The organism is Aureicoccus marinus, assembly GCF_002954325.1.
In the GTDB taxonomy this organism is placed as follows: Bacteria; Bacteroidota; Bacteroidia; order Flavobacteriales; family Flavobacteriaceae; genus Aureicoccus; species Aureicoccus marinus.
The window spans coordinates 1,509,014-1,534,501 of record NZ_MQVX01000001.1 but is presented as its reverse complement, the minus strand read 5'-3'; the positions used below and the strand labels follow the sequence as shown (position 1 = coordinate 1,534,501).

Below are 25,488 nucleotides of genomic sequence, written 5' to 3'. Positions count from 1 at the left end.
AGCCCATGTGCCAGATATAAGGCTTACTTGGTTGCCAGCTCCTTTAAAATTAACTCATTCAACAGCACTCAAGGCAGGAGAAAGGCCTCGATCTAGCTGTTGTAAAGAAGATATTGGAGTTGCGCGATTTTAGTATTCAGGTCTTTAGCAATCCAAACGAAGGGACTTCCTTTAGTTTTGCCTTCCCGTCTATGTCGCTTAAAATCCATAACGAAGATTAACGGCAATTTAATTTCAGAATCGGTTATTTTTCAGCCTTTCGTTGTAATTATGCAGAACGAATCATACGGATTATGAAAAAGCGTTTTTTCTGGATTGGGATCTTATTTCTCAGTTTTCAAATGGCTGCTGCCAACGGTATAGTATGGGGTAAAACTGGTCACCGGGTTACAGGCCATGTGGCGGAGTATCACTTGAGTAAAAAAGCCAAAAAGGCTCTCAGCAAACTCTTGGGAGGACACAGTCTGGCCTTTGTGTCTACCTATGCCGATGAAATCAAGTCAGACCGCTCCTATTCGAGCTATTCACCTTGGCATTACGTCAACTACCCCCTCGATGTACGCTATGCGGATTCCGAGAAAAGCGAATTTGGAGACATCGTACGCGGTTCAGAAACCTGTATAAAGGTTTTAAAAGACCCCAATAGCACTCGAGAAGACAAAATCTTTCACCTTAAAATGCTGGTTCATTTTATTGGAGATTTGCATCAACCGATGCACGTAGGCCGTTCTGACGATCGAGGCGGGAATGATATTCAATTGCAATGGTTCAATGAAGGAACCAACCTGCACCGTGTTTGGGATACCAATTTGATTGAATCCTATGGGATGTCTTACGAAGAATTGGGAAATGAACTTATTCGTTCTCACAAGCGCAAGGAAGTCAAGGCCCTAATGCAGGGATCTGTCCTCGACTGGGTAGAAGAAACCCATGAAATCACCAAGGTCGTTTACGCTTCTGTCAACAAAGGAGAAAAACTCCGCTACGCCTATAGTTACCGCTTTAATGATACCGTATTTGATCAACTGCATCGTGGGGGTGTTCGCTTGGCTTATCTCCTGAATTCTATTTATGGTTAATCTGCCGAAAGGTTAGATTGATCCGCCCTTCCTTCACTTTTTTACTCTTGGGTAGTTGGTGTTGCCAGTGGTGTTGAGTTCTGCCCCTCATGACCAGTAGACTACCCGGTTGTAAAAGCAATTTATAGGTGTTTTTTTTGTCGTTTTTGGGCCGTAAATGAAAAAACCTAGGGTGACCTAAACTCAGGCTGGCGATCACAGGATTTTGTCCGAGCTCCTTTTCGTCATCGGCATGCCAACCATTGCTGTCAGATCCGTTGCGGTAGTTATTTAAAAGACAGCTGCTAAAAGAGTCGCCAGTCTGCTTTTCAATTCGATCTTTCAATGTTTTCAATTCCCTCGTAAAGTTGTGCGGGTTCATGGTAATACCAGAATAGGTATAGGGTTTGCCTTCTTCCCCGTAAAGAGCTGTGAGTCTTGGTTGATCATACCATTGACCAAAGACTTGTATGCGATCAGATTGCCAGGGTACTTCTAAAAGGAGCTGGGTATAGAGTTCAGCGGCCTCGGTTTCAGACAGAAAATGAGGCCAATAGTCCAATTCGGCCTGAGGCAGTTCGATCTTTCCTTCGAGGGGGGACAGCTCTGTCATGGGACTAAATCAAGACTGATTTGAGTTGGTTACGGTAATCAGAGGGAGTTTGCCCGGTGAAGTTTTTAAAGGATTTATGAAAATGCGAGAAGTTGTTAAAACCACTCTCATAACAGACCTCTGTAATGCTCAATGGCTGTTCGGCAAGTAATTCTGAAGCGTGAACCAAACGGCATTCATTGACAAACTGGGTAAAGGTCTTGTTGGTGATTTTTTTGAAATAGCGGCAAAAAGAGGGAACGGTCATGCTGACCAGATCGGCCACTTCTTCTAGTTTGATATCTTCTTTGAAATGGGTTTTGACGTGATTGAAGACCTGGTTTAGGCGATCATTATCCTTCACGTCGGCTTGAAGGGAATAGCCCTCTGCATTGAGAATCTTGTATTCTTGGGACTGTGCCAATTCATTCAAAATGCCCAGTATTGAAAGTAGACGTTGAAAATCGGTTTGGTGTTCCAGTAATTCCATTTTGTCACCGATTCTTTTTTTGGTTCTTCCATGAAAAGCAATGCCGCCTCCAGAAATACTGAACAGTTGGTGAATGTTTTTCATCTCGGGGATTTCAAAAAAGTTTGTGCCGAGGAAATCGGGTTTCATTTGAATCAGGGTTTCCCTTTTGTTCCCTGTTGCTTTATCCGCAAAACCACAGTGGGGAAGATTGGACCCGATCAGCAGAAGATCACCATCTGTAAAAAATGAAAGGTGGCTGCCGATCTGCCGCTTACCCGAACCTCCGTTGATATAGACCAACTCTACTTCCGGGTGATAATGCCAGCTTTTGTAGGTGTTGCTGTTCTTCTCGTCAAAGGTGTGGTAGGTGAATGAATTCCCAAAATCAGGGGCAATCGATTCAAAAGATGCCTTTTGTTTCATAGCTGGGGTGCTTTTTATAAAGGTATTGGGACAATTTTCCTTTCATCTCCACAAAATTAACCAAAATTTATGCTCTATTAACCTATCGTGGATCAATGCATATGCTTTCAGTTAATTCAGCATAGAAATCGGCCAATTGTGAGGAAGATTGAGAGGGTTTAGTCGAGCTAAGTTTGTACTGAACATTAGTCGAAAACAAATCACTAAAAATCGAACGTTATGAAATCAATTGCAAAATGGACCTTGGTTAGCGCCTTTCTCTTCACCTCAACTGCAGCATTGGCGAATGGACCAGAAAAGAAGCTAGCAACAAATGGACTACAGGTGAGTGAAATCGAATCTACTGTTGTCAACTTCCTAGATCCCGTTTTCCGTCGCAAAGGAGACAAGTTGTTTATGAATTTACTCAACTTGGACAAGGAAACAGTTACAATTAAAGTGTACGACAGCGAAGGCCGCTTGGTTTACTCTGACAAGTACAGGGGAGAGCAAATCGTACAGAAAGCATTTAACTTCGAAAAGGCGATCAAAGACACCTACAAAGTGGTCATTTTTGATGGAGCGAAGAAATTTGAAGAAACGGTTACTGTGAAGTAATTTAAGTTGGTTTAATTTCAGTTGAAAGACTCCGCCCGGACAAGGCGGAGTTTTTTATGCCCCTACAAATCGTTTGAATAGGCGAGGGGGGACCGCAGCATTGGCTTGAATTCTACTGACAAGATCAGGGTTGGAATTTCTGGTATATAAGGCAATGTAAACTTCCTTTATAGAGATACGGACCGGGTGTTCTTCCTTTTTGATGAGTTGATCTCCAACCTGAACCCGTCCCTCCTTTTCTACAGCAAAATAGGTCCCTGAACGTCCATGATCGACAAAGCGTTTTACTATCGCCTGATCATTAAAGCGAACCCCCAACTTAAAACAGGGTTCCCTGGGTTGGGTAACCCGGAGTATACATTCTCCGAGCTCGTATCGATCTCCAATGCAGAGGTCCTCTTCGTTCAATTGATCCATGGTCAGGTTTTCACCAAACATGCCCCATTGCCATTCGAGTTCCGGATAGATTTCTTTCCAGTAAGGGTAATCGTCAGCGCTGTAGGCGTAGACGGCTTTATAGACACCACCGTGAACTTTTTGGTTGGCCACGACGTCCTTTTTGACTTCCTCTTTTCCTAAAAATAAAGGTTCTTCAACAGGGTGTTTATAGATGCCGGTAGGTTCTCTTTTGCCTTGGTATTCAATGAAGACGCTTTCGGCGATGTTGGTAGATAGTACAGTGCTCATCTTTTAAAGATACGCATAAGCCCAATAGATCAGCACAAATTGAAGGGGCAAACGAACAACCAGAACCCAGTAGGGTAGAAAGGGTAAGCGGTCTGGATGTACGAGCATTTCGATGTGGATGTAGAGGTAGAGCACCAGCATGATGATGATGCCGGTAAGAGCCCAGATTTGGGCAGCATCAAAGAGCAGTCCAGCGGCCAAAATCAGTTCGGCCACCCCGCTAATCATCACTAGAAATCCGGGTGTATTGAATACGGGAGGAATGGCCCGCTTAAAAAAGGAGGCGTGGGTAAAATGACTGATCCCGGCCACCGTATAAAAAATAACCATGGCATAGTAATGCCAGGCCTGATCAGTTAGCCATTCCATCTGGCGAGCTTGAGTTGGATTGAGGGTAGTACCAAAAAGGAATTTTGGCGTGTAGGCTGGCCGTAACCGAATCCTTGATGGTGCGCTTGCGAATGATCAGAAAGTCGTGTTTTCCGGGAGGTAACGAGTCCAGAGGAAGGTAGGTTTCGAATCCCAATAGATTTTTTCTGATCTCGGAGAATATCAGTTCAGAATCATAGGAAGTACTATCGATTTTAAAGGAATATATTTCGTTAACCGATTGCATATAAGCTTTGGTCATCTCGCTTTTGCTATACTTTCCAGTATAATTGTTGCCGCTATTGTTTATTTGGATGCCCGAACGGAGTCCCCGAAGGTCATTCTTCGGACGAAGACTGTCGTTGTATTTAAATACGCTTTCTTCGGTATCCTGACTAAATGGAATAAAGACATGAACAAAAGGAGCGCGTACTACCTTGGTGCCTATGGCACCATTTTTTGGGTAATCTTCTTTCTCCGTCAGCTGATCCAGGTAATTTTTACGGTTGGCAAACAAGCTGGAAGAGTTGTCATCGGAGTCAAAATAATTGGAGTTGTAGTGACTCAGAGAAGTCAAAAAAGTGATGAGGAAATAGGCCGGGGTTAGCATCAAGAGGAGCCTTTTCCCAAAGCGATTATCTAAAAAATTGTAGAGTAGTGGGCGGTATAAAAAGGACAAGGTCAAGAAACCAAAAACCCAGTAAAATGGAAAATAGACCGCGGCAACATATTTATTTCTTTTTAAGATACCTACCCCGATAAAGTCAATAAAGGTCAGGATCATCCCTAAGACTAAAAAGAGCATTAGTGGAATTCCCACTCCCTTTTGAACCCAATTCGGCAGCTCATCATTTTCGATGACAAAGTTCCCCACCAGGGCGATACAGATAATAATCAAGCTAAAGGAGAGCACATAGAAGATCAGGAGAAAAGAGACTGCAAAGAGGATACTGCAGTAGTTCTCCATATTGGCGATGTACTTATCAAAAGAGGGGATTCTCTTTTTCAGGTAACGTATAAAGCGCTCGCTGTAACGCAGTTCCTCGAATTCGATATCTCCAGAGACATAGCGTAAGCCCAGGGCCCCAATCCACAAACCCCTCAAAGTAACATGGAGCAGTAGATTGAATAAAAGTATCATACAGGCCACCAGCAAGAACAGAAGACAAAAAAAACGGTACGTCATGTCAGCGTGCTCTGCTTGTATCATATTGATCCTAATCGGATCGTAAGCCGTTAAAAGCCCAAAAATGGCAAAACCAGAAATCAGCAATTCCAACTCCCAGCTCTGTTGCTGAAGGGAATCCAACAACTTCTTAAAGGCGGGACTTTTGTAGTCTGTACTCATGTTAGAAAGTTAGTGATTTCCGATGAACAAAGACTAGGTAAACAAATAAGCCACACCGATGAGGTGTGGCTTATTTATGGGGGTAAACCCTTTACTTTATTTGATCATTTCATAGCTTCTGCTGATGAATTGGGTGAGTTCTTCTCCTTTGAGAAGACCTTTCGAAAGCCTTGCGAGATCAAGCGATTGACGAATCAAGCGAATTCGTTTTTTGGCTGTTTTGGTCTCTAGAATTTCACCGATCAATTCGTGGTTGGTGTTTACCACTAGATTGTACATATCAGGCATATTACCCATTCCGAACATGCCACCACCACCGGTTTGCTGCATCTCTTTCATGCGGCGCATGAATTCGGGCTCGGTGATGATGAAAGGCGAGGCACTACTGTCCATAGGCTCTAACTGTACGACAAAGCCCATTTCTTTCACTACCTCTTCTACTTCCGTTTTCAGCGATTCTTGTTGCTTCTCGTCTAGTTTAGAAATGGCCGTATCCTCTTTTTTGATGAGGTTATCGATGTGATCGCCGTCAACACGGGTAAAGCTGATGTTTTCTTTGCTGCTTTCCAGCTTTTGAATCAAGTGAGGGACGATTGGTGAATCCAAGTGCAGTACCTCATAGCCTTTCGCTTTGGCTGCTTCAATGTAGCTATGCTGTGCAACCGGATCAGAGGCGTACAAGAAAATCTGCTTCCCGTCTTTATCGGTTTGGGCATCTTTGGTTTTTTCGACCAATTCTTGATAGGTATAATACGCTCCATCGACCGCAGGGTAAAGGGCGAAGCCTTCCGCCTTGTCAAAGAACTTCTCTTCGGTTAACATCCCGTATTCGATGACCACCTTGATGTCGTTCCATTTTTGTTCGAAATCTTCCCGATTGTTTTTGAATAGAGACTGCAGCTTATCCGCTACTTTTCGCGAGATGTAGGAAGAAATCTTCTTGACGTTTCCATCGGCTTGCAAATAGGAACGCGATACGTTCAAGGGGATATCCGGAGAATCGATAACCCCACGAAGCATGGTCAGGAATTCAGGAACGATCCCTTCGACATTGTCGGTGACAAAAACCTGGTTTTGGTACAGCTGTATGCGGTCCTTTTGTGTATTGAGGTCTTGGGTCAATTTAGGGAAGTAGAGAATCCCAGTGAGGTTGAAAGGGTAATCTACGTTCAGGTGAATGTTGAATAGGGGTTCCTCAAATTGCATGGGGTACAACTCCCGGTAAAAGCCTTTGTAATCATCTTCTTCCAAGTCCGCAGGTGCTTTAGTCCAGGCGGGGTTGGGGTTGTTGATGATATTGTCTACCTCCTCAGTTGGAGCCGGATCTTCCTCGGCAGCACCTTCCGGCTTGGGAAGGGTTTCGGTGCGCGTTCCGAATTTAATCGGAATCGGCATGAACTTGTTGTATTTGCTTAAGAGCTCCTGAATACGGTTTTCTTCCAAAAACTCGGTGGAGTCCTCTGCAATGTGAAGAATGATTTCTGTTCCTCTTTCGCTGCGCTCAGCACTTTGCATGTCGAATTCCGGAGATCCTTCGCAACTCCAGTGAACGGCGGGTTCATCACGGAAGGTTTTGGTGATGATTTCTACCTTGTCAGCCACCATAAAGGCCGAGTAAAAACCGAGACCAAAATGACCGATGATTCCTGCTTCTTTGCCTGCATCCTTGTATTTGTCCAAGAACTCTTCCGCTCCGGAAAAGGCCACTTCGTTGATGTACTTTTTGACCTCCTCTTCGCTCATACCCAATCCCTGGTCCAGGATGTGAAGGGTCTTGTTGTCTTTGTCTATACGAACCTCTATTTGAGGGTTTCCGTATTCAACCTTGGCCTCACCAATGGAAGTGAGGTGTTTTAGTTTAAGGGTAGCATCTGTTGCGTTAGAGATCAATTCGCGTAAGAATATCTCGTGATCGCTGTACAGAAACTTTTTGATCAAAGGAAAAATGTTATCAACCGATACATTAATCTTACCTGTGGCCATAATGTTATTTTGTTTTTCATCTAAAGAGCAAAAAGCAGACCAGAGCTCAAGTGCTGACAAACTGACATCTCTTCCGTGAATTGGGAATTTTTAACACATTTTTTTGTTTAGGAAATTTTGAGATTAATTAAACAGTGTTATCTTTGTATAACTTGAATAAATCGCATCGCTCTTTGAATTGCGATTTTTATACGAGTTTGTTTATTTATTGGTTAGGTTGTTGAAAACGCGCTTCTTACAGAGGTGCGTTTTCTATTTTTTAGCAAACAATTGGCCGGTTTTTCTGTAAAAAATGTCGATTGTGTCGTAAATTTGATTTAACAAAATAGAAGAGGTATGGCTACCAAGACAGCGTCCCCAAAAGTGAGTCGAGAAAAGATTGTTGAACTTTTTATGAATACCGTTTTGGAGCACGAAGTGATTCCCAAGTCGGTATTTAAGTTCTGTAAGACCAACAAGATCAAGGAGGAGGAATTTTATCGCTTTTTTGGGTCTTTTGAAGGTTTGCAAAGAGAAATATGGAAGATGTTCTACAGCCACACCATGTCGCTATTACAAAAAGACAAGTCTTACAAGAATTACTCTGCCCGAGAGCGACTGCTAACCTTCTACTATACCTTCTTTGAGAATTTGAACCTCAACCGTTCTTATGTCCTTTTTGTGTTGGATGAGCACAGTTCACCCATTGAGAACATGAAACAACTAAGTGGTCTGCGCCAAGATGTCAAGGATTTTGCAACCGACTTGGCAGAAGAGAACAATGAAGAGAAGTTGAGCCGATTGAGTAAAGCCAGACCGCAAATCGTTGCGGAAGCCGTTTGGGTCCAGTGGGTCCTTTTATTGAAATTTTGGATGAAGGACAACTCGCCGGCCTTCGAGAAAACCGATATGGCCATCGAAAAGTCGGTTAATACCGTCTTTGATGTATTTGATTCCACTCCTCTTGATAGTCTGTTTGACCTGGGGAAATTTCTATTCAAAGAATTTAAAGCTTAATCCGATCTCCTATTGAAGTCGCTCGATAAAATACCGACCTCCAAACTGGAACGCGCCAGCAAGCTGGTTAAAACTGGGGTAAAAATAGGGGGGAACTACGCCAAGTACTACGGAAAGAAATTGGTCAACCCCGACTTGGATAAAGAAGAGCTCAACGAGGACAATGCAGCGGACATCTACGATGGCTTAAAGAGTTTAAAAGGAAGTGCTTTAAAAGTAGCTCAAATGCTGAGCATGGAGCGCAATCTCCTGCCCAGAGCCTATGTCGAAAAATTCAGCCTATCCCAGTTTTCCGTACCGCCACTTTCTGCACCCTTGGTACGCAAAACTTTCAGAAAGTACTTAGGGAAATACCCGGAAGATATTTTTGACGAATTTGAGAAAGACTCCATCAACGCTGCTAGTATCGGCCAAGTACACAGGGCCCAACTCGACGGGAAATCTCTTGCAGTGAAAATACAGTACCCCGGCGTGGCCGAAAGTATTGGAAGTGATTTGGCTTTGGTTAAGCCCATCGCACTCAAGATGTTTAACCTGAACGCCAAGGATTCCGACAAGTACTTCAAGGAAGTTGAGCACAAGCTGACCGAAGAAACCAATTATCTTTTGGAGCTGGCGCAAAGCAAAGAGATTACCGAGGCGTGTTCGATAATTCCTGGCCTATCGTTTCCGAAGTACTACGAAGATCTTTCGAGTGAACGAATTCTGACGATGGATTGGATGACCGGACAGCACTTGTCTGAATTTAGTGAGGAGGGTTTTTCTGAGGAAGTAGGTAACCGTTTAGGACAGTCACTTTGGGATTTTTATATGTACCAAATTCACGGCTTACGCAAGGTTCATGCCGATCCGCATCCCGGAAATTTCTTGGTGAGTCCTGAGGAAGAACTGATCGCGATTGATTTCGGGTGTATCAAAGTGATTCCAAATGAATTTTACGAGCCCTATTTTGAATTGGCGCGTAAAGAAAGCTTGGAAGATGAAGAGTTCTTTACCCGTAAATTGGAGGAACTCGAAATTCTGGTTCCGTCAGATAGTCCGAAAGAACGAGAGTACTTCAAGGCCTTGTTCCACGAAATGCTGAGTTTATTCACCTCGCCTTTTCAATCCGAGGAATTCTATTTTGGAGATGAACATTTCTGGGCTCAAATTGCCGACTTAAGCCAGCGTTATTCTCAGGATGATCAGCTCAAGAAAATGAACGGTAACAGAGGTTCTAAACACTTCTTGTACATGAACCGAACCTTCTTTGGTCTTTATAATTTGTTATATGACCTCAATGCTCGGGTAGAGGTCAATCGGTTCCGTCAATACTTGGAGCCCGCCGTGGAAGTAGCAATCTGAAAGTAAAACAGGGCCTTATTAAATTATCACTTACATTTACGAGGAAGAACCCAAGATTATGTTTCAATCAAAAATTAGCGGTTTGGGATTTTTTGTGCCCGAGAACGTGGTATCTAATGACGACCTTTCTAAGGTCATGGATACCAACGACGAATGGATCCAGGAAAGAACTGGAATCAAAGAGCGTCGTCATGTCATTAAGGGGACAGACACCACCGCAACCATGGGCGTTAAGGCGGCACAAAAAGCCATTGAAAACGCTGGAATTACCAAAGAAGATATTGACTTTATCGTATTCGCTACCCTGAGTCCGGACTACTATTTTCCCGGTCCTGGAGTCTTGGTTCAACGAGATCTCGGGATTGATACGGTAGGCGCATTGGATATTCGAAACCAGTGTTCAGGTTTTGTTTATGGAATTTCCATCGCCGATCAATACGTCAAAAGTGGGATGTATAAAAACGTCCTGGTGATTGGCTCGGAAGTGCATTCAACTGGGCTTGACATGAGTACCCGTGGAAGAGGAGTATCTGTGATTTTTGGAGATGGGGCAGGGGCTGCTATCGTCAGCAGAGAAACCGAAGAGGGTAAAGGAATCCTTTCTACTCACTTGCATTCCGAAGGACAGCACGCGGAAGAACTTTCGTTGATTGCTCCAGGGATGGGTAAACGTTGGATTACCGACATCATTCAGGATGCTGACCCGGAAGAAACGTCCTATTATCCTTATATGAACGGGCAGTTTGTCTTTAAAAATGCAGTTGTTCGATTTAGTGAGGTTATTATGGAAGGTTTAAAAACCAATGGGTTGAGTCCTGAGGATATCGATATGTTAATCCCTCACCAAGCCAATCTTCGAATTTCTCAATTTATTCAAGGAAAATTTAAGTTGAAGGATGATCAGGTTCACAACAACATCATGAAATACGGAAATACAACTGCAGCATCAATTCCGATTGCTTTGTCCGAGGCTTACCAACAAGGTAAGATCAAGTCTGGTGATTTGGTGGTTCTTGCTGCCTTTGGTAGTGGATTTACCTGGGGAAGCGTAATTATTCGCTGGTAATCCGAAGGACTAATAAAAGTAAAAGAGGGAGGTCACAGCGACCTCCCTCTTTTTTTTGCCCCCAAACCATAAGGGGCTGCATCCACACTTAAAAGATTCCACCACTGGATTTCTTGGTGTTGTCGTCTCTGTTTCTTCTCTTTTTGGCTCGGTACTTGCCCCCTCCAAAACGGTAAGAGAAACCGATATACAGGTTTTGGCTTTCCCAATTGAAAATCCCGTTTTGTGTAAAAGGACGATCTCCATTTACCCCAAACCTCATGGTGTTAAAGACGTCACTGAAGTTCAGACTAAATGTGCCTCGACTTTCATCAAAACTGTAGCGTAAGCCAGTATTAAGAAAATACATGGGGTCTACCTCAAACTGTAAGTTGCGGTTAGCGCCACGGTAAAATCCAAAGATTTGCCAGTTCAGTTTTTTACTCAAGGCAATACTGTGATTGGTGCGGAAATTCCAGGCGGTATTGTCGACGTTGACATTTTCGACTACAATATCATCCTCGGTTGCTCCTTCTTGTGGGCCATTTAATCGCTCTGTACTTCCTCTTTGGGTTTGAGAAAACAAATCGAAACTGCTGTTGATGGACCACCACTTGGTCGGGCGCAGACTACTTGATATTTCGAATCCATAAGCCTCTGTATTGGCAAAATTGTCAAAGGTTAAGATGATTTTATTGAAGTCCAGTCGGTCCACAAAGACGGCACGGTTGATTTCGTCTTCTATACTTCTGTAAAATACACCTGCAGTAAAACTTCCGGATTTAAAGCGTTTGGTGTAGTTTAATTCATAAGAATTGGTGAATTGAGGGAAGAGTTGAGGATTCCCGAAAGAAGATATCAAGGGGGTTGCCCACTCTCGAATTGGATTTACCTGTTGCAGGCCTGGTCGATCAACACGGCGACTAAAACTGGCTTGTAATTGTGATTTTCCAGACAGCTGGTATGTCAAAAAGGCCGAGGGTAGATTTGGACGTAGTATCCCGAAAAGCTCGTACCTGATTCGTATCCGCTTTAACCTTGACATCTTCTATCCGTGCACCAATTTGATAAGACCACTTTTTTCGGGATTGCCCGAAGGTTGCATAGGCCGAATAAATATCCATCCCATAAATGAAATCAGTCGAGGGGGTAGGGACCAGGTTGCCGGAGGAATTGAAGGTTAGTCCGGTAGAAGAATACCCCACCTTCGTTTCGAAGAGACGGGCCTCCAGCCCCAGTTCCAATTTGCTGATGGAGTCCAGGGGATTCACATAATCTAAGTTTACGATGGTTTGGCTTCGATCCGTATCGACAAAGTCCATATAGTCTGGAAAGAGAACAGCTCCGGAAGAACTGAAGTTCGCGTCTTCGTCATTTGTAAATAAACTGTGATCTGCCTCCAATTCTAAGGAGTGTCCTTGTTTAGCAAAGTCGATTTTGTAATTGAAGTTGTACTGCTCCGAGTGATTTTTCGAGTCATTAGCGAAGATCTGTTGCAGATCCCGATCCGGTTGATCAAAATAGCTCACAAGTGTTGTGCCTCGTCCAGAACCATTGAAGTAATTCTGGTTGGTAAAGAAAGAAAGGGTGTTCTTATCGTTGAGGTAAAAATCCAATCCTGCTTTGAACAGGTGAGATTCGTTGTCATTGAAAAAGTCAAAATCCTGACGGGAATTTTCGTCTTCTCGAAAAAGAAAGCCGTCGTTAACATACTTGCCGATGTTGTTACCGTAATTCCCATAGAGGTTGAATTTGCCATTGCGATAATTCAAGTCGACCGAGTTGTTGTACTTCTCCTCAATGGCAATGGTGACCCCACTGGTAATGCTTCCATTAAAACCAATGTTGGCATTCTTGTGGAGGATAATATTGATCAGCCCGCTCATCCCTTCCGGATTGTATTTAGCAGAAGGATTTGTGATCAGTTCTATGGATTTAATAGACGAAGAGGGGATTTGTCTCAGTAGTTGAGCTACAGGAACATTCGAGAGTTTACCGTCCACCATAACACGGACGTTGGAATTTCCTCTTAAGGTGATATCCCCTGTTTGAGAATCCACGTTGACAGAAGGAATGTTATTCATGATGTCTGAAGCGGTTGCTCCAGCCGTAGTGAGGTCTTTCCCTACGTTGATTACCTTGCGGTCCACTTTTTGTTCTATGGTTGTTCGTTCAGCAACCACTTCGACTTCTTCTAATTCTTCCGTGCTTTCTTGCAGCATAATGACCCCCACATCGAGACTTTTATTCTTCGAGCTAATGGTCAACTCTTTTCGAAAATTTTTAAATCCGATGAATTGAACTTCGAAAAGAATTCCACCCAGTGGAATGTCTTCGACTTTAAACTTTCCGTTTTCGTCCGTGATTCCTCCCGTGATCATGGTAGAGCCATCAGAGGTTTTGATGACCACACTGGCAAAGGGGATTGGGCTGTTGGTGGCTTCATCCATGACCTGACCTTTAACGGTTCCGGGCCTTAGTTCCAGGGAGTAATTTGTGTTGGCATGTAAACTGGTTAGGGCTCCAAAGAGATACAGCAGGAGCATGCTGGCCCAAAGGCAGCGTGACAAGCGTTTCATGAGTTCGTTTTTGATTGATTGATGTTATAAATAGGACGATCAAAAACGAATCCTGTTACTGCAAAAACAAAATAATAAGTGTTAAAAACGAAGAAGCCCCGGCGGAAGCGGGGCTATACATTGATAAGCTATACTAAACACTAACCATTAACTATAAAAAAATACAGTCTTACCAATGAAGATCGTATATCTACTAAGATGAGTTACTCCTAATAGACTCCAAAGGTATAAGAAAGTTACAATAAAATGTCATATTAACATAAATATAGCGACTAAAGGTACATGAAAACCAGCATAGTAGGGGTGCTTCCTTAAAATGCAACAGATACAACCATCAAGTGGTTTTACGCCTTGTAGCTAAAGGGGTTTTTACCCTCGCCTTTGGTCTTAGGTAAGGTGAAATTGGAGGGGTAGTTGTGAAAAATGACCCATCCTATTTTAGAATGATTCCAAATATCGACATCCTAACTTCGTATCTCTCAGCTCAACATCAGAAGACGTATTTACCTCTCTGGTTGGAATTGATGCCTAAACATATGTTGTTTAATCCGGGAACCGAGAACCCAGCGATCTATCTGGTTCTCCGGCAGGTGGGTATTGAAGTCGAAGAGGCTTGTCACTTGGTCTTACTTTCTACGAATCAGTATAAGGCTTCCCATTGCGGATAAACCATAGGCCGATAAAGGTCAATAAACCATTGAGAGGAAGCAGTTCATAGCCTAATTGGTAGCCGCCTAAGTCCTCCGCCTTTATACTGCCTAAAAAGGCGATCCCTGTCACAATGGCAATGCAAACCCAAAGCACATAGCGGTCTTTTATTTTCCAGGAGGTGAACATGCCAAAGGCAAAGAGCCCGAGAAGCGGCCCATAGGTGTATCCGGCCACTGTGAGTAGACTGTCGATCACATTGCTGCTTAAAACATATTTAAAAGCGATGATCACCACTACAAGAACCAAACTCATGCCCACATGTACGCTGCGTCTTAAACGCTTGCTAGGGTCCGAGTTTTTTAGAAAGTCAATACAAAAGGAAGTGGTTAAAGAAGTCAATGCGCTGTCGGCACTGGAGTAGGCGGCCGCCAGTAGCCCCAACATAAAGGTAATGCTCAAAATAGACCCTAATTCCCCATTTAAAGCTACTTCTGGAAACAGTAAGTCTGTTTTCGCTTTTCCGTCCATGACGGGCATACTAATACCTTGCAGCTTAGAATACTCAAAGAGAAGGGCACCCAGAATCATAAAAAGAACCGTCACCAGAACTAAGACAATACTGAAGCTTACCATATTTTTTTGAGCCTCTTTTAGGTTTTTGCAGCTCAGGTTTTTTTGCATCATATCTTGATCGAGCCCTGTCATGCATATGGTAATAAATGCACCACCAAGGAAGGACTTCAGCCAATAGTTTCGGGCCAAAAAGGAATCCGTTACCCAGACCGATTTATAGGGTTCAAAGGAAGAAGAGCCCAAGAACTCGATGAAGCCCATGTTGAGGTGATCCAAAATAAAGTGGATTGAAAGGACCACAGCGACAATCATGAAAAGAGTTTGCAGTGTATCAGTCCAAACAATAGTCTTGATACCGCCTCGAAAGGTATAGATCCAGATCAATAAGATGGAGATCAAAACTGTTCCCTCAAAAGGAAAGTTCCATTGGTCAAAAATGAAATATTGCAGCACTATGGCGACCAGATACAGACGAAAAGCTGCGCCCAGGACCCTGGAGACAAAAAAGAAAAAGGCTCCGGTCAAATGACTTTGGGGTCCAAACCGCTCTCCCAGGTACTGATAAATAGAGGTTAATCCCAGACGATAATAAAGGGGTAGCAACAGAAAAGCGACCACGAAATAGCCCAAAAAGTAACCCAAGACGACCTGCAGGTAACTGAATTGTGAGGCTTCGACCCAACCGGGTACTGAAATAAAGGTGACTCCTGATAAGGAAGCCCCGACCATACCAAAGGCGACGACATACCAGGGGGATTGCTTGGCGGCCGAAAAAAAGTCTTCGTTCGAATCGTTTTTACCTGTGAAATAGGCGATGACCAAAAGGAGTAAAAAATACCCGCCGGTCAGCAGTAGGAGTTGTGTTGCGGTCATAGGCTAGTAACGCTCTTTGTCGATCGAAATTACAAAACATTCAAGGAGTCCGGTACTGCCGGTAAAATTGTACTTTTAGGGTCTGATTTATCCTCATGGAGTTTTCGTCAAAATTGTTGGAAGAAGCGGTAGACCAGATTTCCCTTTTACCGGGTATCGGCAAGCGAACGGCTCTGCGTTTGGCCCTGCATTTGCTCAAGCAAGAAAAAGAGCATACCAAGCGTCTGGCCGAAGCTTTGATGGACCTCACAGAAAAGATCCAATACTGTGGCAGTTGTCATACCCTCTCGGATAGCGAAATCTGTGAAATTTGCAGCAACCCTAGTCGCCATAACGGACAGATCTGTGTTGTTGAAGATTTACGTGATGTAATGGCCATCGAGAATACGGCCCAGTTTCAAGGGCTGTATCATGTACTCGGAGGGCGTATTTCTCCATTAGAAGGAATAGGGCCACAAGATCTTAAGATTCCTTCCTTAATCGAAAAAGTAAGGCAGGGAGAGGTGAAGGAAGTGATCCTGGCGCTGAGTGCGACTTTGGAAGGCGATACCACGAATTTCTACATTTACCGACAGCTCGAAGGAATGGAAGTTCAATTGACTACCATCGCGAGAGGAGTTCCTATTGGAGATGAATTGCAATATGCTGACGAAGTAACCCTGGGTAGAAGTATTCTTCAACGTATCCCCTTTGAGGAGGCCTTAAAATCCAGTTAGCCTTCGCTAGCTTGCGTTATTTTTTGCTGAATATGCGATAGAACGGCATATGATTTAATATTTTTGCAACGAAATTGATTGAAAGAGCCAATAAAATAAAGATATGTCAAAATTTGAGCTGAGGTTGCCCCAAATGGGAGAAAGTGTGGCAGAAGCCACTTTGACCTCTTGGTTAAAGGAAGTAGGAGATCGCATCGAACTCGATGAAGCCGTTGTTGAAATCGCCACGGATAAAGTCGATTCTGAAGTGCCCAGTGAAGTAGAAGGGGTACTTTTGGAGAAACGTTTTGAGGTGGACGATGTTATTCAGGTTGGCGAAGTTATCGCTGTCATTGAAACCGAAGGAGGTGTGGAAATTGCCCCAAGCGCTCCGCAGCAAGAGCCTGCTCCCGCCGAGACGCCTGAGCCGGTTGCCGAACCTGAAGTAGCTCAGGTGGAAACGGCTCAAATAGAAAAAGAAATGGAGGCGGTCAAGGAAACCGTTAGCGCCCCTGCCTATGCCCATACAGGATCCAGTGATCGGTTTTACTCTCCTCTGGTGCGAAATATGGCCCGTGAGGAAGGAATCTCGGAAACAGAACTCAACTCGATTATAGGTTCGGGTAGTGAAGGCCGAGTGACTAAAGAAGATATGTTGGCCTATATCAATTCAAGAGGGGGCTCAACGGCAGCCACTCAAAACGGTTCGGTATCTACACCTGCTGAATCCCGTCGTGAAGCAACTGCGGCTGCACCAACTCCTGCGAAGGCTGCACCTGCTCCTGTAGCAGCGGGGACTTCCTTGGCTAGTCTGTCTCATGGAGATGAAATCATTCCGCTTAGCCGAATGGGCAAGTTGATCGCCCACCACATGAGGGAGAGCATTCAGACTTCTGCTCATGTCCAGAGTTTTGTGGAAGTGGATGTGACCAATGTTGTTTTGTGGAGAAACAAGGTCAAAAAGGCCTTTGAACAACGCGAAGGAGAAAAGCTGACCTTTACACCCATCTTCATGGAAGCAATAGCGGTAGCACTCCGCAAATTTCCAATGATGAACATTTCTTTAGAAGGGGACAGTGTCATCAAAAAGAAACGAATTAACCTCGGGATGGCAGCAGCTTTGCCAGACGGTAATCTCATTGTACCCGTCATTAAGAATGCCGATCAATTGAACCTGGTTGGAATGGCCAAAACGGTCAATGACCTGGCCCGTCGTTCACGGAATAATGAACTCAAACCGGACGAGGTGAAAGACGGAACCTACACGGTAACTAATGTTGGTTCTTTCGGAAGCATTTTCGGAACTCCTATTATCAACCAGCCTCAAGTCGGGATTCTAGCCCTCGGAGCCATTCGCAAGCTTCCTTCTGTTATCGAAACACCGGAAGGGGATTTTATTGGAATCCGCAGCAAAATGTACCTATCGCATAGTTACGATCACCGTGTGGTCAATGGTGCATTGGGGGGCAGTTTGTCAAAGCGGTAGCGGACTATTTGGAGGCCTGGGATTTGGATCGAGAATTTTAGTATGGAGTTAAAACTCACGCGTCCTATTTGCTTTTTTGATCTGGAAACTACAGGGACCCAGGTCGCTAAAGATCGCATTGTTGAGATTGCAATCCTTAAAATATACCCGAACGGGAATCAGGAAAGTCGAAGATGGCTGGTCAATCCTGAGCAAATCATTCCAGCCGAGGTTATAGCGGTTCATGGAATTACCAATGAACAGGTGGCCAATGAGCCCACTTTTAAGGAGTTGGCGCCTCAAATTCAGCAGATGCTCAAAGGATCTGATTTGGGCGGCTACAATTCAAACCGGTTTGACATTCCCTTGTTGGCTGAAGAAATGCTGAGGGCTGGTTATGACTTCGAAATGAAGAATACGGTCTCGGTCGATGTGCAGTCTATCTTTCACAAAATGGAAAAGCGTACTTTGGGTGCAGCCTATCAATTCTATTGCGATAAGAACCTGGAAGACGCGCACAGTGCCGAAGCCGATACTTTGGCTACTTACGAAGTGCTGAAGGCCCAACTCGATCGCTACCCGGAATTGGAAAATGACATGAAGAAGCTGGCCGAGTTCAGTACCCAACGTAAATCCATTGACTTTGCCGGTTTTATTTTGGAGAACGAGGATGGTAAGCCCATTTTTTCATTTGGCAAATACAAAGGGGTAGAGGTTAGTCAGGTATTGGAAAAAGAACCCGGTTACTTTGGCTGGATGCTCAACGCAGATTTTCCGCTTTACACCAAAAAAGTACTGACTCAGATCAAACTACAGAATTTTAATTCCTGATTATGAAGCTTGTTTGTATTGGGCGTAATTACGCAGCACATATTGAGGAATTGAACAATGCCCGGCCCACAGAACCTGTGGTTTTTATCAAGCCGGATTCTGCTGTATTGCCCAAAGAACAGGACTTTTATATCCCGGAGTTTTCGGACCAGATCCATTACGAAGTGGAAGTATTGGTTAAAATTCACAAGGTAGGGAAACACATTGCGCCCGAATTCGCCCACAAGTACTATGACGAGATAAGTTTGGGTATTGATTTCACCGCCAGGGACTTGCAATCACAACTCAAAGAAAAAGGCTTGCCTTGGGAAAAGGCCAAAGGATTTGACGGTGCTGCTGTTATCGGGAAGTGGGTCTCCAAGACCCAATACCAGGACCTGAACAATTTGTCCTTTGGGTTGTTCCAGAACGAAACCAAGGTGCAGGATGGAAATACTTCCCTGATGCTGTGGAAGATCGATGAGCTCATCGCCCATGTTTCGACCTATTTCATGCTCAAAAAAGGAGATATCATCTTTACCGGAACCCCTGCTGGGGTTGGACGAGTCGCCCCCAATGACTATCTTAGGGGGGAGATTGAAGGAGAGGAATTCTTCTCTATACACGTTCGCTAATGATATATACCCTCGATAAAATTCAGGAGCTGGCAGAAGGAGATCAAGACTTTGTGATGTCTGTTATTTCTGTTTTTTTAGAAGAAGTTCCTGTTGACTTACAGGCCCTGGAATCCGAATTAGAAAGCGGAAATATTGAGCAGATCTACAAGCTCGCACACAAATTGAAGCCCAATTTGGACCTGATGGGCATGGAACCTGCCCGGGCACTTGCTTTGGAAATCGAAACCATGGGGAAGCAAAATCAACCCCTTGAGGAGATCCGACCTAAATTCCCTCTATTAAAGAAGGACATTGAGCAAGCCATCCAGGAACTCAAAAAGGACTTTTCGCTCTAAGTCTTCCCTTTTTATGAAAGCTGAAATTATCACCATCGGGGACGAGATCCTCATTGGTCAGATTGTGGATACCAACGCTGTGTTCATGGCTGAGGTGCTCACAAGGGCAGGTATTGCTGTCCATTGGAAGAGCACGATACCAGATGAGTCCAAAGCTATTATTTCAGCCTTGGATACGGGACTGGAGCGTTCTGATCTTTTGATATTCAGTGGAGGTCTTGGACCTACTCGTGACGATAAGACTAAACAAACCCTGACCGAATATTTTGAAGATGAATTGGTATTGAATCAAGAGGTTCTTGAACACATCGAACATCTTTTTCGCAAGTACATCACTACTCCTATTTCAGAGATGAATCGGAGTCAGGCCCAATTGCCTTCCAAAGCCGAAGTCCTCTTTAATGTGAACGGAACTGCTCCTGGAATGTGGTTTCAAAACGGTAAGAAGGCGGTGGTTTCCCTACCGGGAGTCCCTTATGAAATGAAGCATCTCATGCGAGAAAAGGTCATCCCCCGGGTGCAGCAGAGATTTGAATTGCCCGCTATTGAGCACCGAACCTTGATTACCTATGGAATGGGAGAGAGTGCGATTGCAGAGCGAATACAAGACTTCGAATTGGGCTTGCCGGACGATATCAAGTTGGCCTATTTACCCAGTCTTGGAAGGGTGCGCCTTCGCTTATCCGCTACCGGTAATGACAAACAAACCCTCATCGATTATGTAGAGGGTTACGTAAAAACGCTGCGCTCACTGGTTGCCGATATTTATTACGGAGAAGAACAAGAAGGGGGAATAGAAGCGGGTATAGCCCATCAATTTAAAGGGAAGGAACAAACCCTAGCCGTTGCAGAAAGCTTTACCGGTGGACAGATCGCACGCCAGTTGGTTGCGCTACCTGGAGCTTCGGCCTATTTTCGAGGAGGCATAGTCGCTTATGCCACCGAGATTAAAGAAACGGTATTGGAGGTGCCTAAAGACTTGGTAAATACCCACTCGGTAGTCAGTGAGGCCGTGGCAATTGCCATGGTGCAGAATGTGCGACGGCAAATGAGCAGTGACTTCGCCATTGCCACAACCGGGAATGCCGGTCCAGACAAGGGGGACTCCAAGGAAGAGGTCGGTAAGGTCTTTATTGCCATAGCAACGCCAAACAAGGTTTTTGCCCAGTCATTTCAGATGGGAGCTAACCGCGAACGCATCACTCAAAAGTCCGTCAATAAGGCCTTAGAAATGATCTATCAGGAAATATTAAATTTCTAAAATAGATTGTTGTGCGACCCATTTTATTCTATTACATTTGCACACTCGAAAAAATCAGCTAAAGCAGCAGACGATGTCTAAGATTTGTGAAGTAACAGGAAAAAAAGTGATGTTTGGAAACAACGTGTCGTTTTCGATCAACAAAACCAAAACGTCGTTTTGACATCAATATTTCTAAAAAGAGATTCTATATCCCTGAAGAAGATCGTTGGATTACTCTAAACGTTTCTTCAAAAGGAGTCAAAGAAATCAATAAAAAAGGTATCACCGCCGTCTTGAAAGAGGCCCGTGCGAAAGGATACTTGAAATAAAATTAGGTAGGAGATGGCCAAGAAAGGAAATCGAATTCAAGTGATTCTGGAGTGCACGGAGCACAAAGAATCAGGTATGCCTGGAACTTCACGGTATATCACAACCAAGAATAAAAAGAATACGCCAGATCGTATGGAGTTGAAAAAATTCAACCCTATTCTCAAGCGTATGACTGTTCATAAAGAAATCAAGTAAGTAAGCCATGGCAAAGAAAACAGTAGCAACACTACAGTCATCTTCAAAAAGGTTGACTAAGGCGATCAAGATGGTAAAATCTCCTAAAACAGGAGCCTATACTTTTGTAGAGTCTGTTATGGCTCCGGAGCTAGTCAACGACTGGTTGAACAAGAAATAAGACAAACGCTTTCCCTGCTTCTCGCAGGGTTTTTGTTTGAAGAATGACCAAGTCGCTTTTTAAGCGACTTTTTTATCTCTATACCTTTCATCTTTTATACGCTTTCCACTTATGGGTCTTTTTAAGAAGATTTTCAGTTCCGAAAAAAAGGAATCCCTGGATAAGGGGCTCGAAAAAAGTAAGACCAGCTTTTTCGATAAGCTGAGTAAGGCGGTTGCCGGAAAGTCAAAGGTAGACGATGATGTCCTGGATAATCTGGAAGAGGTGCTGGTTACCTCAGACGTCGGAGTAGACACCACCCTAAAAATTATTGAGCGCATTGAGGCCCGTGTTGCCCGTGATAAGTTTATGGGTACGGAAGAGCTCAATGTTATTCTGCGGGAAGAGATTGCAGGGCTCCTGGCAGAAACGGAATCTAATGCTGCCGCTTCGGAAGAAAAGGCCGATGGACCTTATGTCATTATGGTTGTCGGGGTTAATGGAGTTGGAAAGACCACAACCATTGGTAAACTTGCGCATCAATTCACCGGACAAGGATTAAAAGTCGTTTTAGGAGCTGCCGATACCTTTCGAGCAGCAGCGATTGATCAATTGGAAGTATGGTCAGAACGAGTGAATGTGCCTTTGATCAAACAGCAAATGGGCAGTGATCCTGCCTCTGTAGCCTTTGATACGGTTCAGGCCGCCCAAACGCAAGGCGCTGATGTAGTACTCATCGATACGGCCGGGCGATTGCACAACAAGGTGAACTTGATGAACGAGCTCAGCAAGATCAAGCGGGTTATGCAAAAGGTAATTCCGGATGCCCCTCACGAGGTGATGTTGGTTTTGGATGGTTCAACAGGTCAGAATGCCTTTGAGCAGGCCAAGCAATTTACCAAGGCAACAGAAGTGACTTCTCTAGCCGTAACCAAGCTGGACGGAACGGCCAAAGGAGGCGTTGTCATTGGGATTTCAGATCAATTCCAAATTCCAGTCAAATACATCGGAGTAGGAGAGGGTATCGAGGATTTACAGTCCTTTGACAAGCACGAATTTGTAGATTCTTTTTTTAACTTGTAGTCGGACTAAATCCGACTTTATGAAATTCCCAATCCGCTTGTTTCAGGTGGCCTTAGTGGCTTGCCTTTTTTCCTCTTGTATTTTTGATAATACCAAAGAAGCTGAAGTAGATACCCCAGAAGAGCTCTGGCCTTCAACCTATAATGATTCGGCTGAAGTCGCCGCCAATGCCGACCACCCTTTTGGTCGTATGCGGTATAAATTGATTCAGTCCAAGGTGCAGGATCGGGATGCCATTTTTAAAGGTTTTTACCAGGAGGTCATGGCCTTTTCGGACGCTCGCTACGAAGAACTCCGTCCCCTTGTTTTAGAACAATCCATTCCGGCAATTCAGGCTTCTGTTAAGAGCGGTGCTTTTACATACGAGGAATTGGTTCTTTTTTACCTCAAGCGTATTTATCGGTATGAATTGAATCCAGAAACGACCTTGTATACCATCATGGCCTTAAATCCAAAGGTTCTAGAGGAAGCGAGAGCCCTTAAAGCCAATGCTGATGGGGAGCATCCGGTTTATGGCATGCCTATTTTACTTAAAGACAATATCGGTACCCAAGAGATGAAGACCACCGCTGGAGCGATCGCACTTATGGAGAACCAGACGGAGGACGCTTTTATCGTAGAGCAACTCAAGAAGAAGGGAGCGATTATTTTAGGAAAGGTCAATCTGAGTGAATGGGCCTATTTTATGTGTACAGGTTGCCCTGTTGGTTACAGTGCGGTAGGCGGGCAAACCCTAAACCCCTATGGGCGTAAGATTTTTGAATCCGGAGGGAGTAGTTCCGGAAGTGGAACTTCGATGGCAGCCAACTACGCTGTTGCTGCAGTGGGAACCGAAACCTCAGGATCCATCCTTTCTCCTTCGAGCCAGAACTCCGTAGTCGGTATGAAACCTACCATTGGACTGTTGAGCCGAACGGGAATTGTTCCTATTTCGAGCACGCTGGATACCCCTGGCCCGATGACTCGTTCTGTCATTGACAATGCAATAGTCATGGATGCCATGAGAGGTTTTGATATAGGAGATGATGATTCCGTAAAGGCAGACTGGCCCGCTGGGTGGTATCAGACGACCGAGGCTGATGCGGTAAAGGGGAAGCGATTTGGTGTCTTTAACCAATTGGTAGAAAGAGATAGTGTCTACAAAGCAACGGTAGAGAAGCTAGAGCGAGCAGGAGCCAAAATTGTGCGTATGGATTCTCCCGAGATTGGTTTGCCCGGTTTTATTACCCTCTTGAATATCGATATGAAAGTCGATCTGGTTTCTTATTTGAGCACACAGCCAAAAGATACCGAAGCCGTTAAAGTTCGCTCAGTTGCTGATGTAGTCGAGTTTAATCTGCAGGATACCTTGACCACGGTCCCCTACGGGATGCAGCTGTTGGAAGGAATCGTTGCGGATACCACTTCGCAGGAGTCTTTAGAAGCGATTAAAAAGCAATTGCAGACCAACGGACGACTTTACTTCAATCAGTTGATGAACGAGAATCAATTGGATGCGGTCCTCTCTTTGAACAATGCCCATGCGGGTTTTGCAGCGGTAGCTAAATATCCTGCCCTGACCATACCTATGGGGTATACGGCAGAAGGAGAGCCTCGTAGTTTAACCCTGATCGGGAAGCAGTTTCAGGAGGGCAAACTATACCGTTTAGGTGCTCCAATTGAATCCTTGTTACAGGCCCGAAAAACGCCGGAAGGATATACAGATTGATGTTCTCGTATTCGCCTTTACATCCCCCGGCTATCGGAAACCTTTAGTCGTAAACGATCCAGGCATTAAGGAGGTCCCAGAGTTCGGTATCAAAACTCGAAGGACCGAGCTGACTCGTACCAGCATCTTCACCCATGCGGACGATCACCAGATTTTGTGAAGGCACGATGAAGAGCTTTTGGTCATTTGCTCCCAGACCGGCAAAGGTATCGGCTGGCGCATTGGGAATTAATTGTCCGTTAAAAAGCGCTTGCAAGCCTGGAAGTCTAAAATCATCTTGTCCGTTGAGCCAATAGAGGTAACCATAGGATGAATTGAGCTCTTGGGAAGGAGACTTGAGATCATTTAAATAGGCTGTGTCACCCAGGATGCTTTGACCATTCCATTGACCATTGGCCAGGTTCAGAAGGCCAAAACGAGCCATGCTACGGGCGGAGCTAAAAAAAACGTTATTGGTTCCACTGGTCGAAAACCAGAACCCATCCATTCCAATTCGGTTGCGAATGCGGGAATTAAAATAGTCTTCAAAAGAGGAACTACTCGCGGAGCTAATCACTTGTTGTAAGAGGGTATAGGGGCCATTGTGATAAGCCCATCGACTTCCTGCCTCCGCCAAAAAGGTTAAGCACTCCGGGCTTACACAGTCAAACGCTGTGTCGTCCAGGCCGGAGGTCATGGTGAGTTGATGCCGTACGGTAATAGCACTTTCTTGTTCAGCCGTTGCAGAGGTCCAGCCCACACCAAGGTAATCTGAAGAGGTATCGTCCAGTGATAAGAGGCCTTCTTCCTGAGCAATTCCGAGGGTATAACTGGTCAGGGTTTTTCCGGCTGAAGCCCAGTACCAACTGGTGTTTTGGGTATGATCTCCAAAGTACCATTCGACCACTATTTTACCCTCTTTCAGGACAATAAATGCTTTGGTGTCTTTGCTCAAAAGATATTCTTCAAGGGCTTGTTCGCCGTTGCTGTCCCAGGCCAACATGGCAGGGGATAGGGTTTCCCATTCAGGAGATTGGGAAGGAGGAAAGTAGAGACCTTCGGGGGTGTCTGAGCTCTCTTCATTTTCTTCGGTCGGGTCTAAAACCTCAATACCCTCGGAGCCTTCCGGATTGGTACACGCGAAATTAATTAGGAGAATAAGGAGTGCGAAGCCGATACGCACCAATAAACGGTAAAAAGACAGTCGATTCATGTTGTTCAGATTAGCTCTATGATCCTGTCCGCCCACAATGGTTTAACGCTGAGGGATAGAATTTT

At 44.5% G+C, this 25,488-nt stretch carries 26 protein-coding genes and 1 pseudogene; 17 read left to right on the top strand and 10 right to left on the bottom strand.

Going from position 1 to position 25,488, the window contains the following annotated elements; translation table 11 throughout:
- Window positions 1-293 precede the first annotated feature (293 nt).
- Window positions 294-1,079 carry a S1/P1 nuclease gene (locus BST99_RS07140; protein WP_105001194.1) on the top strand — a complete coding sequence of 262 codons (786 nt, stop codon included), beginning with the start codon at window positions 294-296 and terminating at the stop codon, window positions 1,077-1,079.
- Here BST99_RS07140 and BST99_RS07135 read toward each other — a convergent pair.
- Window positions 1,066-1,671, bottom strand: coding sequence for an alpha-ketoglutarate-dependent dioxygenase AlkB family protein (locus BST99_RS07135; RefSeq protein WP_105001193.1), 606 nt, complete (start codon window positions 1,669-1,671; stop codon window positions 1,066-1,068). The genes BST99_RS07140 and BST99_RS07135 overlap by 14 nt on opposite strands.
- A gap of 4 nt (window positions 1,672-1,675) precedes the next feature.
- Complete coding sequence (locus BST99_RS07130) at window positions 1,676-2,545, bottom strand: AraC family transcriptional regulator (RefSeq protein WP_105001192.1); 870 nt, start codon at window positions 2,543-2,545, stop codon at window positions 1,676-1,678.
- A gap of 219 nt (window positions 2,546-2,764) precedes the next feature.
- On the opposite strand from BST99_RS07130, the gene BST99_RS07125 reads away from it, so the two are divergent.
- The gene (locus tag BST99_RS07125) at window positions 2,765-3,142 is read left to right on the top strand and encodes a hypothetical protein (RefSeq protein WP_105001191.1); all 378 of its coding nucleotides are present in this window, start codon (window positions 2,765-2,767) and stop codon (window positions 3,140-3,142) included.
- Between the two features lie 54 nt (window positions 3,143-3,196).
- Here BST99_RS07125 and BST99_RS07120 read toward each other — a convergent pair whose 3' ends face one another.
- The 4 genes from BST99_RS07120 to htpG all read right to left on the bottom strand — a co-directional run bounded on the left by BST99_RS07120 (window position 3,197) and on the right by htpG (window position 7,529).
- On the bottom strand, window positions 3,197-3,829 hold the full coding sequence (locus BST99_RS07120) for an MOSC domain-containing protein (protein WP_105001190.1): 633 nt from the start codon (window positions 3,827-3,829) through the stop codon (window positions 3,197-3,199).
- Window positions 3,830-3,832: 3 nt separating this feature from the next.
- On the bottom strand, window positions 3,833-4,198 hold the full coding sequence (locus BST99_RS07115) for a DoxX family protein (protein WP_105001189.1): 366 nt from the start codon (window positions 4,196-4,198) through the stop codon (window positions 3,833-3,835).
- Complete coding sequence (locus tag BST99_RS07110; protein WP_105001188.1) at window positions 4,182-5,546, bottom strand: hypothetical protein; 1,365 nt, start codon at window positions 5,544-5,546, stop codon at window positions 4,182-4,184. The genes BST99_RS07115 and BST99_RS07110 overlap by 17 nt, the downstream gene beginning before the upstream one ends.
- Before the next feature lie 96 nt (window positions 5,547-5,642).
- The gene (gene htpG, locus BST99_RS07105) at window positions 5,643-7,529 is read right to left on the bottom strand and encodes a molecular chaperone HtpG (RefSeq protein WP_105001187.1); all 1,887 of its coding nucleotides are present in this window, start codon (window positions 7,527-7,529) and stop codon (window positions 5,643-5,645) included.
- A gap of 336 nt (window positions 7,530-7,865) precedes the next feature.
- On the opposite strand from htpG, the gene BST99_RS07100 reads away from it, so the two are divergent.
- Genes BST99_RS07100 through BST99_RS07090 form a run of 3 tightly spaced genes read left to right on the top strand, consistent with a single transcriptional unit; the run spans window position 7,866 to window position 10,935 of the window.
- Complete coding sequence (locus BST99_RS07100) at window positions 7,866-8,525, top strand: TetR family transcriptional regulator C-terminal domain-containing protein (protein ID WP_105001186.1); 660 nt, start codon at window positions 7,866-7,868, stop codon at window positions 8,523-8,525.
- Window positions 8,526-8,537: 12 nt separating this feature from the next.
- Entirely contained in the window at window positions 8,538-9,869 is a 1,332-nt protein-coding gene (locus BST99_RS07095) for an ABC1 kinase family protein (protein ID WP_105001185.1), read from the top strand.
- 58 nt (window positions 9,870-9,927) lie between these two features.
- Window positions 9,928-10,935, top strand: coding sequence for a 3-oxoacyl-ACP synthase III family protein (locus BST99_RS07090; protein ID WP_105001184.1), 1,008 nt, complete (start codon window positions 9,928-9,930; stop codon window positions 10,933-10,935).
- 88 nt (window positions 10,936-11,023) lie between these two features.
- Here BST99_RS07090 and BST99_RS14920 read toward each other — a convergent pair whose 3' ends face one another.
- Together BST99_RS14920 and BST99_RS14915 are read right to left on the bottom strand one after the other, a co-directional pair.
- A complete protein-coding gene (locus tag BST99_RS14920; protein WP_317046127.1) occupies window positions 11,024-11,884 on the bottom strand; it encodes an outer membrane beta-barrel family protein in 861 nt (286 codons plus the stop codon).
- Window positions 11,838-13,493, bottom strand: a complete 1,656-nt coding sequence (locus BST99_RS14915; RefSeq protein ID WP_317046126.1) for a TonB-dependent receptor — start codon at window positions 13,491-13,493, stop codon at window positions 11,838-11,840. Before BST99_RS14915 ends, BST99_RS14920 begins: the two co-directional genes overlap by 47 nt.
- Window positions 13,494-13,936: 443 nt before the next feature.
- Between BST99_RS14915 and BST99_RS15105 the strand changes: the two genes are divergently transcribed.
- The gene (locus tag BST99_RS15105; RefSeq protein WP_394335608.1) at window positions 13,937-14,161 is read left to right on the top strand and encodes a hypothetical protein; all 225 of its coding nucleotides are present in this window, start codon (window positions 13,937-13,939) and stop codon (window positions 14,159-14,161) included.
- Here the strand turns inward: BST99_RS15105 and BST99_RS07080 are convergent.
- Window positions 14,127-15,590, bottom strand: a complete 1,464-nt coding sequence (locus BST99_RS07080; RefSeq protein WP_105001183.1) for a sodium:solute symporter — start codon at window positions 15,588-15,590, stop codon at window positions 14,127-14,129. The two genes, BST99_RS15105 and BST99_RS07080, sit on opposite strands and share 35 nt — an antisense overlap.
- Window positions 15,591-15,685: 95 nt before the next feature.
- On the opposite strand from BST99_RS07080, the gene recR reads away from it, so the two are divergent.
- From recR to BST99_RS07025, 11 genes and pseudogenes are all read left to right on the top strand, one after another.
- Entirely contained in the window at window positions 15,686-16,306 is a 621-nt protein-coding gene (gene recR, locus BST99_RS07075) for a recombination mediator RecR (RefSeq protein WP_105001182.1), read from the top strand.
- A 103-nt stretch (window positions 16,307-16,409) separates the two neighbouring features.
- Window positions 16,410-17,771 (top strand): dihydrolipoamide acetyltransferase family protein, encoded by a 1,362-nt coding sequence (locus BST99_RS07070; RefSeq protein ID WP_394335607.1) that lies wholly within the window; start codon window positions 16,410-16,412, stop codon window positions 17,769-17,771.
- A gap of 42 nt (window positions 17,772-17,813) precedes the next feature.
- Window positions 17,814-18,581 (top strand): 3'-5' exonuclease, encoded by a 768-nt coding sequence (locus BST99_RS07065; protein WP_105001181.1) that lies wholly within the window; start codon window positions 17,814-17,816, stop codon window positions 18,579-18,581.
- Window positions 18,582-18,583: 2 nt separating this feature from the next.
- Window positions 18,584-19,195, top strand: coding sequence for a fumarylacetoacetate hydrolase family protein (locus tag BST99_RS07060; RefSeq protein WP_105001180.1), 612 nt, complete (start codon window positions 18,584-18,586; stop codon window positions 19,193-19,195).
- On the top strand, window positions 19,195-19,533 hold the full coding sequence (locus BST99_RS07055) for an Hpt domain-containing protein (RefSeq protein ID WP_105001179.1): 339 nt from the start codon (window positions 19,195-19,197) through the stop codon (window positions 19,531-19,533). The genes BST99_RS07060 and BST99_RS07055 overlap by 1 nt, the downstream gene beginning before the upstream one ends.
- A gap of 13 nt (window positions 19,534-19,546) precedes the next feature.
- Window positions 19,547-20,794, top strand: a complete 1,248-nt coding sequence (locus BST99_RS07050) for a competence/damage-inducible protein A (protein WP_105001178.1) — start codon at window positions 19,547-19,549, stop codon at window positions 20,792-20,794.
- 73 nt (window positions 20,795-20,867) lie between these two features.
- A pseudogene (gene rpmB, locus BST99_RS07045) lies at window positions 20,868-21,105 on the top strand (50S ribosomal protein L28).
- A 13-nt stretch (window positions 21,106-21,118) separates the two neighbouring features.
- Window positions 21,119-21,301 (top strand): 50S ribosomal protein L33, encoded by a 183-nt coding sequence (rpmG, locus tag BST99_RS07040; protein WP_105001177.1) that lies wholly within the window; start codon window positions 21,119-21,121, stop codon window positions 21,299-21,301.
- A gap of 7 nt (window positions 21,302-21,308) precedes the next feature.
- The gene (locus BST99_RS07035) at window positions 21,309-21,461 is read left to right on the top strand and encodes a DUF4295 domain-containing protein (protein WP_073181591.1); all 153 of its coding nucleotides are present in this window, start codon (window positions 21,309-21,311) and stop codon (window positions 21,459-21,461) included.
- A gap of 111 nt (window positions 21,462-21,572) precedes the next feature.
- Entirely contained in the window at window positions 21,573-22,523 is a 951-nt protein-coding gene (gene ftsY, locus BST99_RS07030; RefSeq protein WP_105001176.1) for a signal recognition particle-docking protein FtsY, read from the top strand.
- A gap of 19 nt (window positions 22,524-22,542) precedes the next feature.
- Window positions 22,543-24,231 carry an amidase family protein gene (locus BST99_RS07025; protein WP_105001175.1) on the top strand — a complete coding sequence of 563 codons (1,689 nt, stop codon included), beginning with the start codon at window positions 22,543-22,545 and terminating at the stop codon, window positions 24,229-24,231.
- Window positions 24,232-24,274: 43 nt separating this feature from the next.
- Here BST99_RS07025 and BST99_RS07020 read toward each other — a convergent pair whose 3' ends face one another.
- Window positions 24,275-25,423: a serine hydrolase domain-containing protein gene (locus BST99_RS07020; RefSeq protein ID WP_105002456.1), complete on the bottom strand. Its 1,149-nt coding sequence runs from the start codon at window positions 25,421-25,423 to the stop codon at window positions 24,275-24,277.
- Window positions 25,424-25,488: the final 65 nt, after the last annotated feature.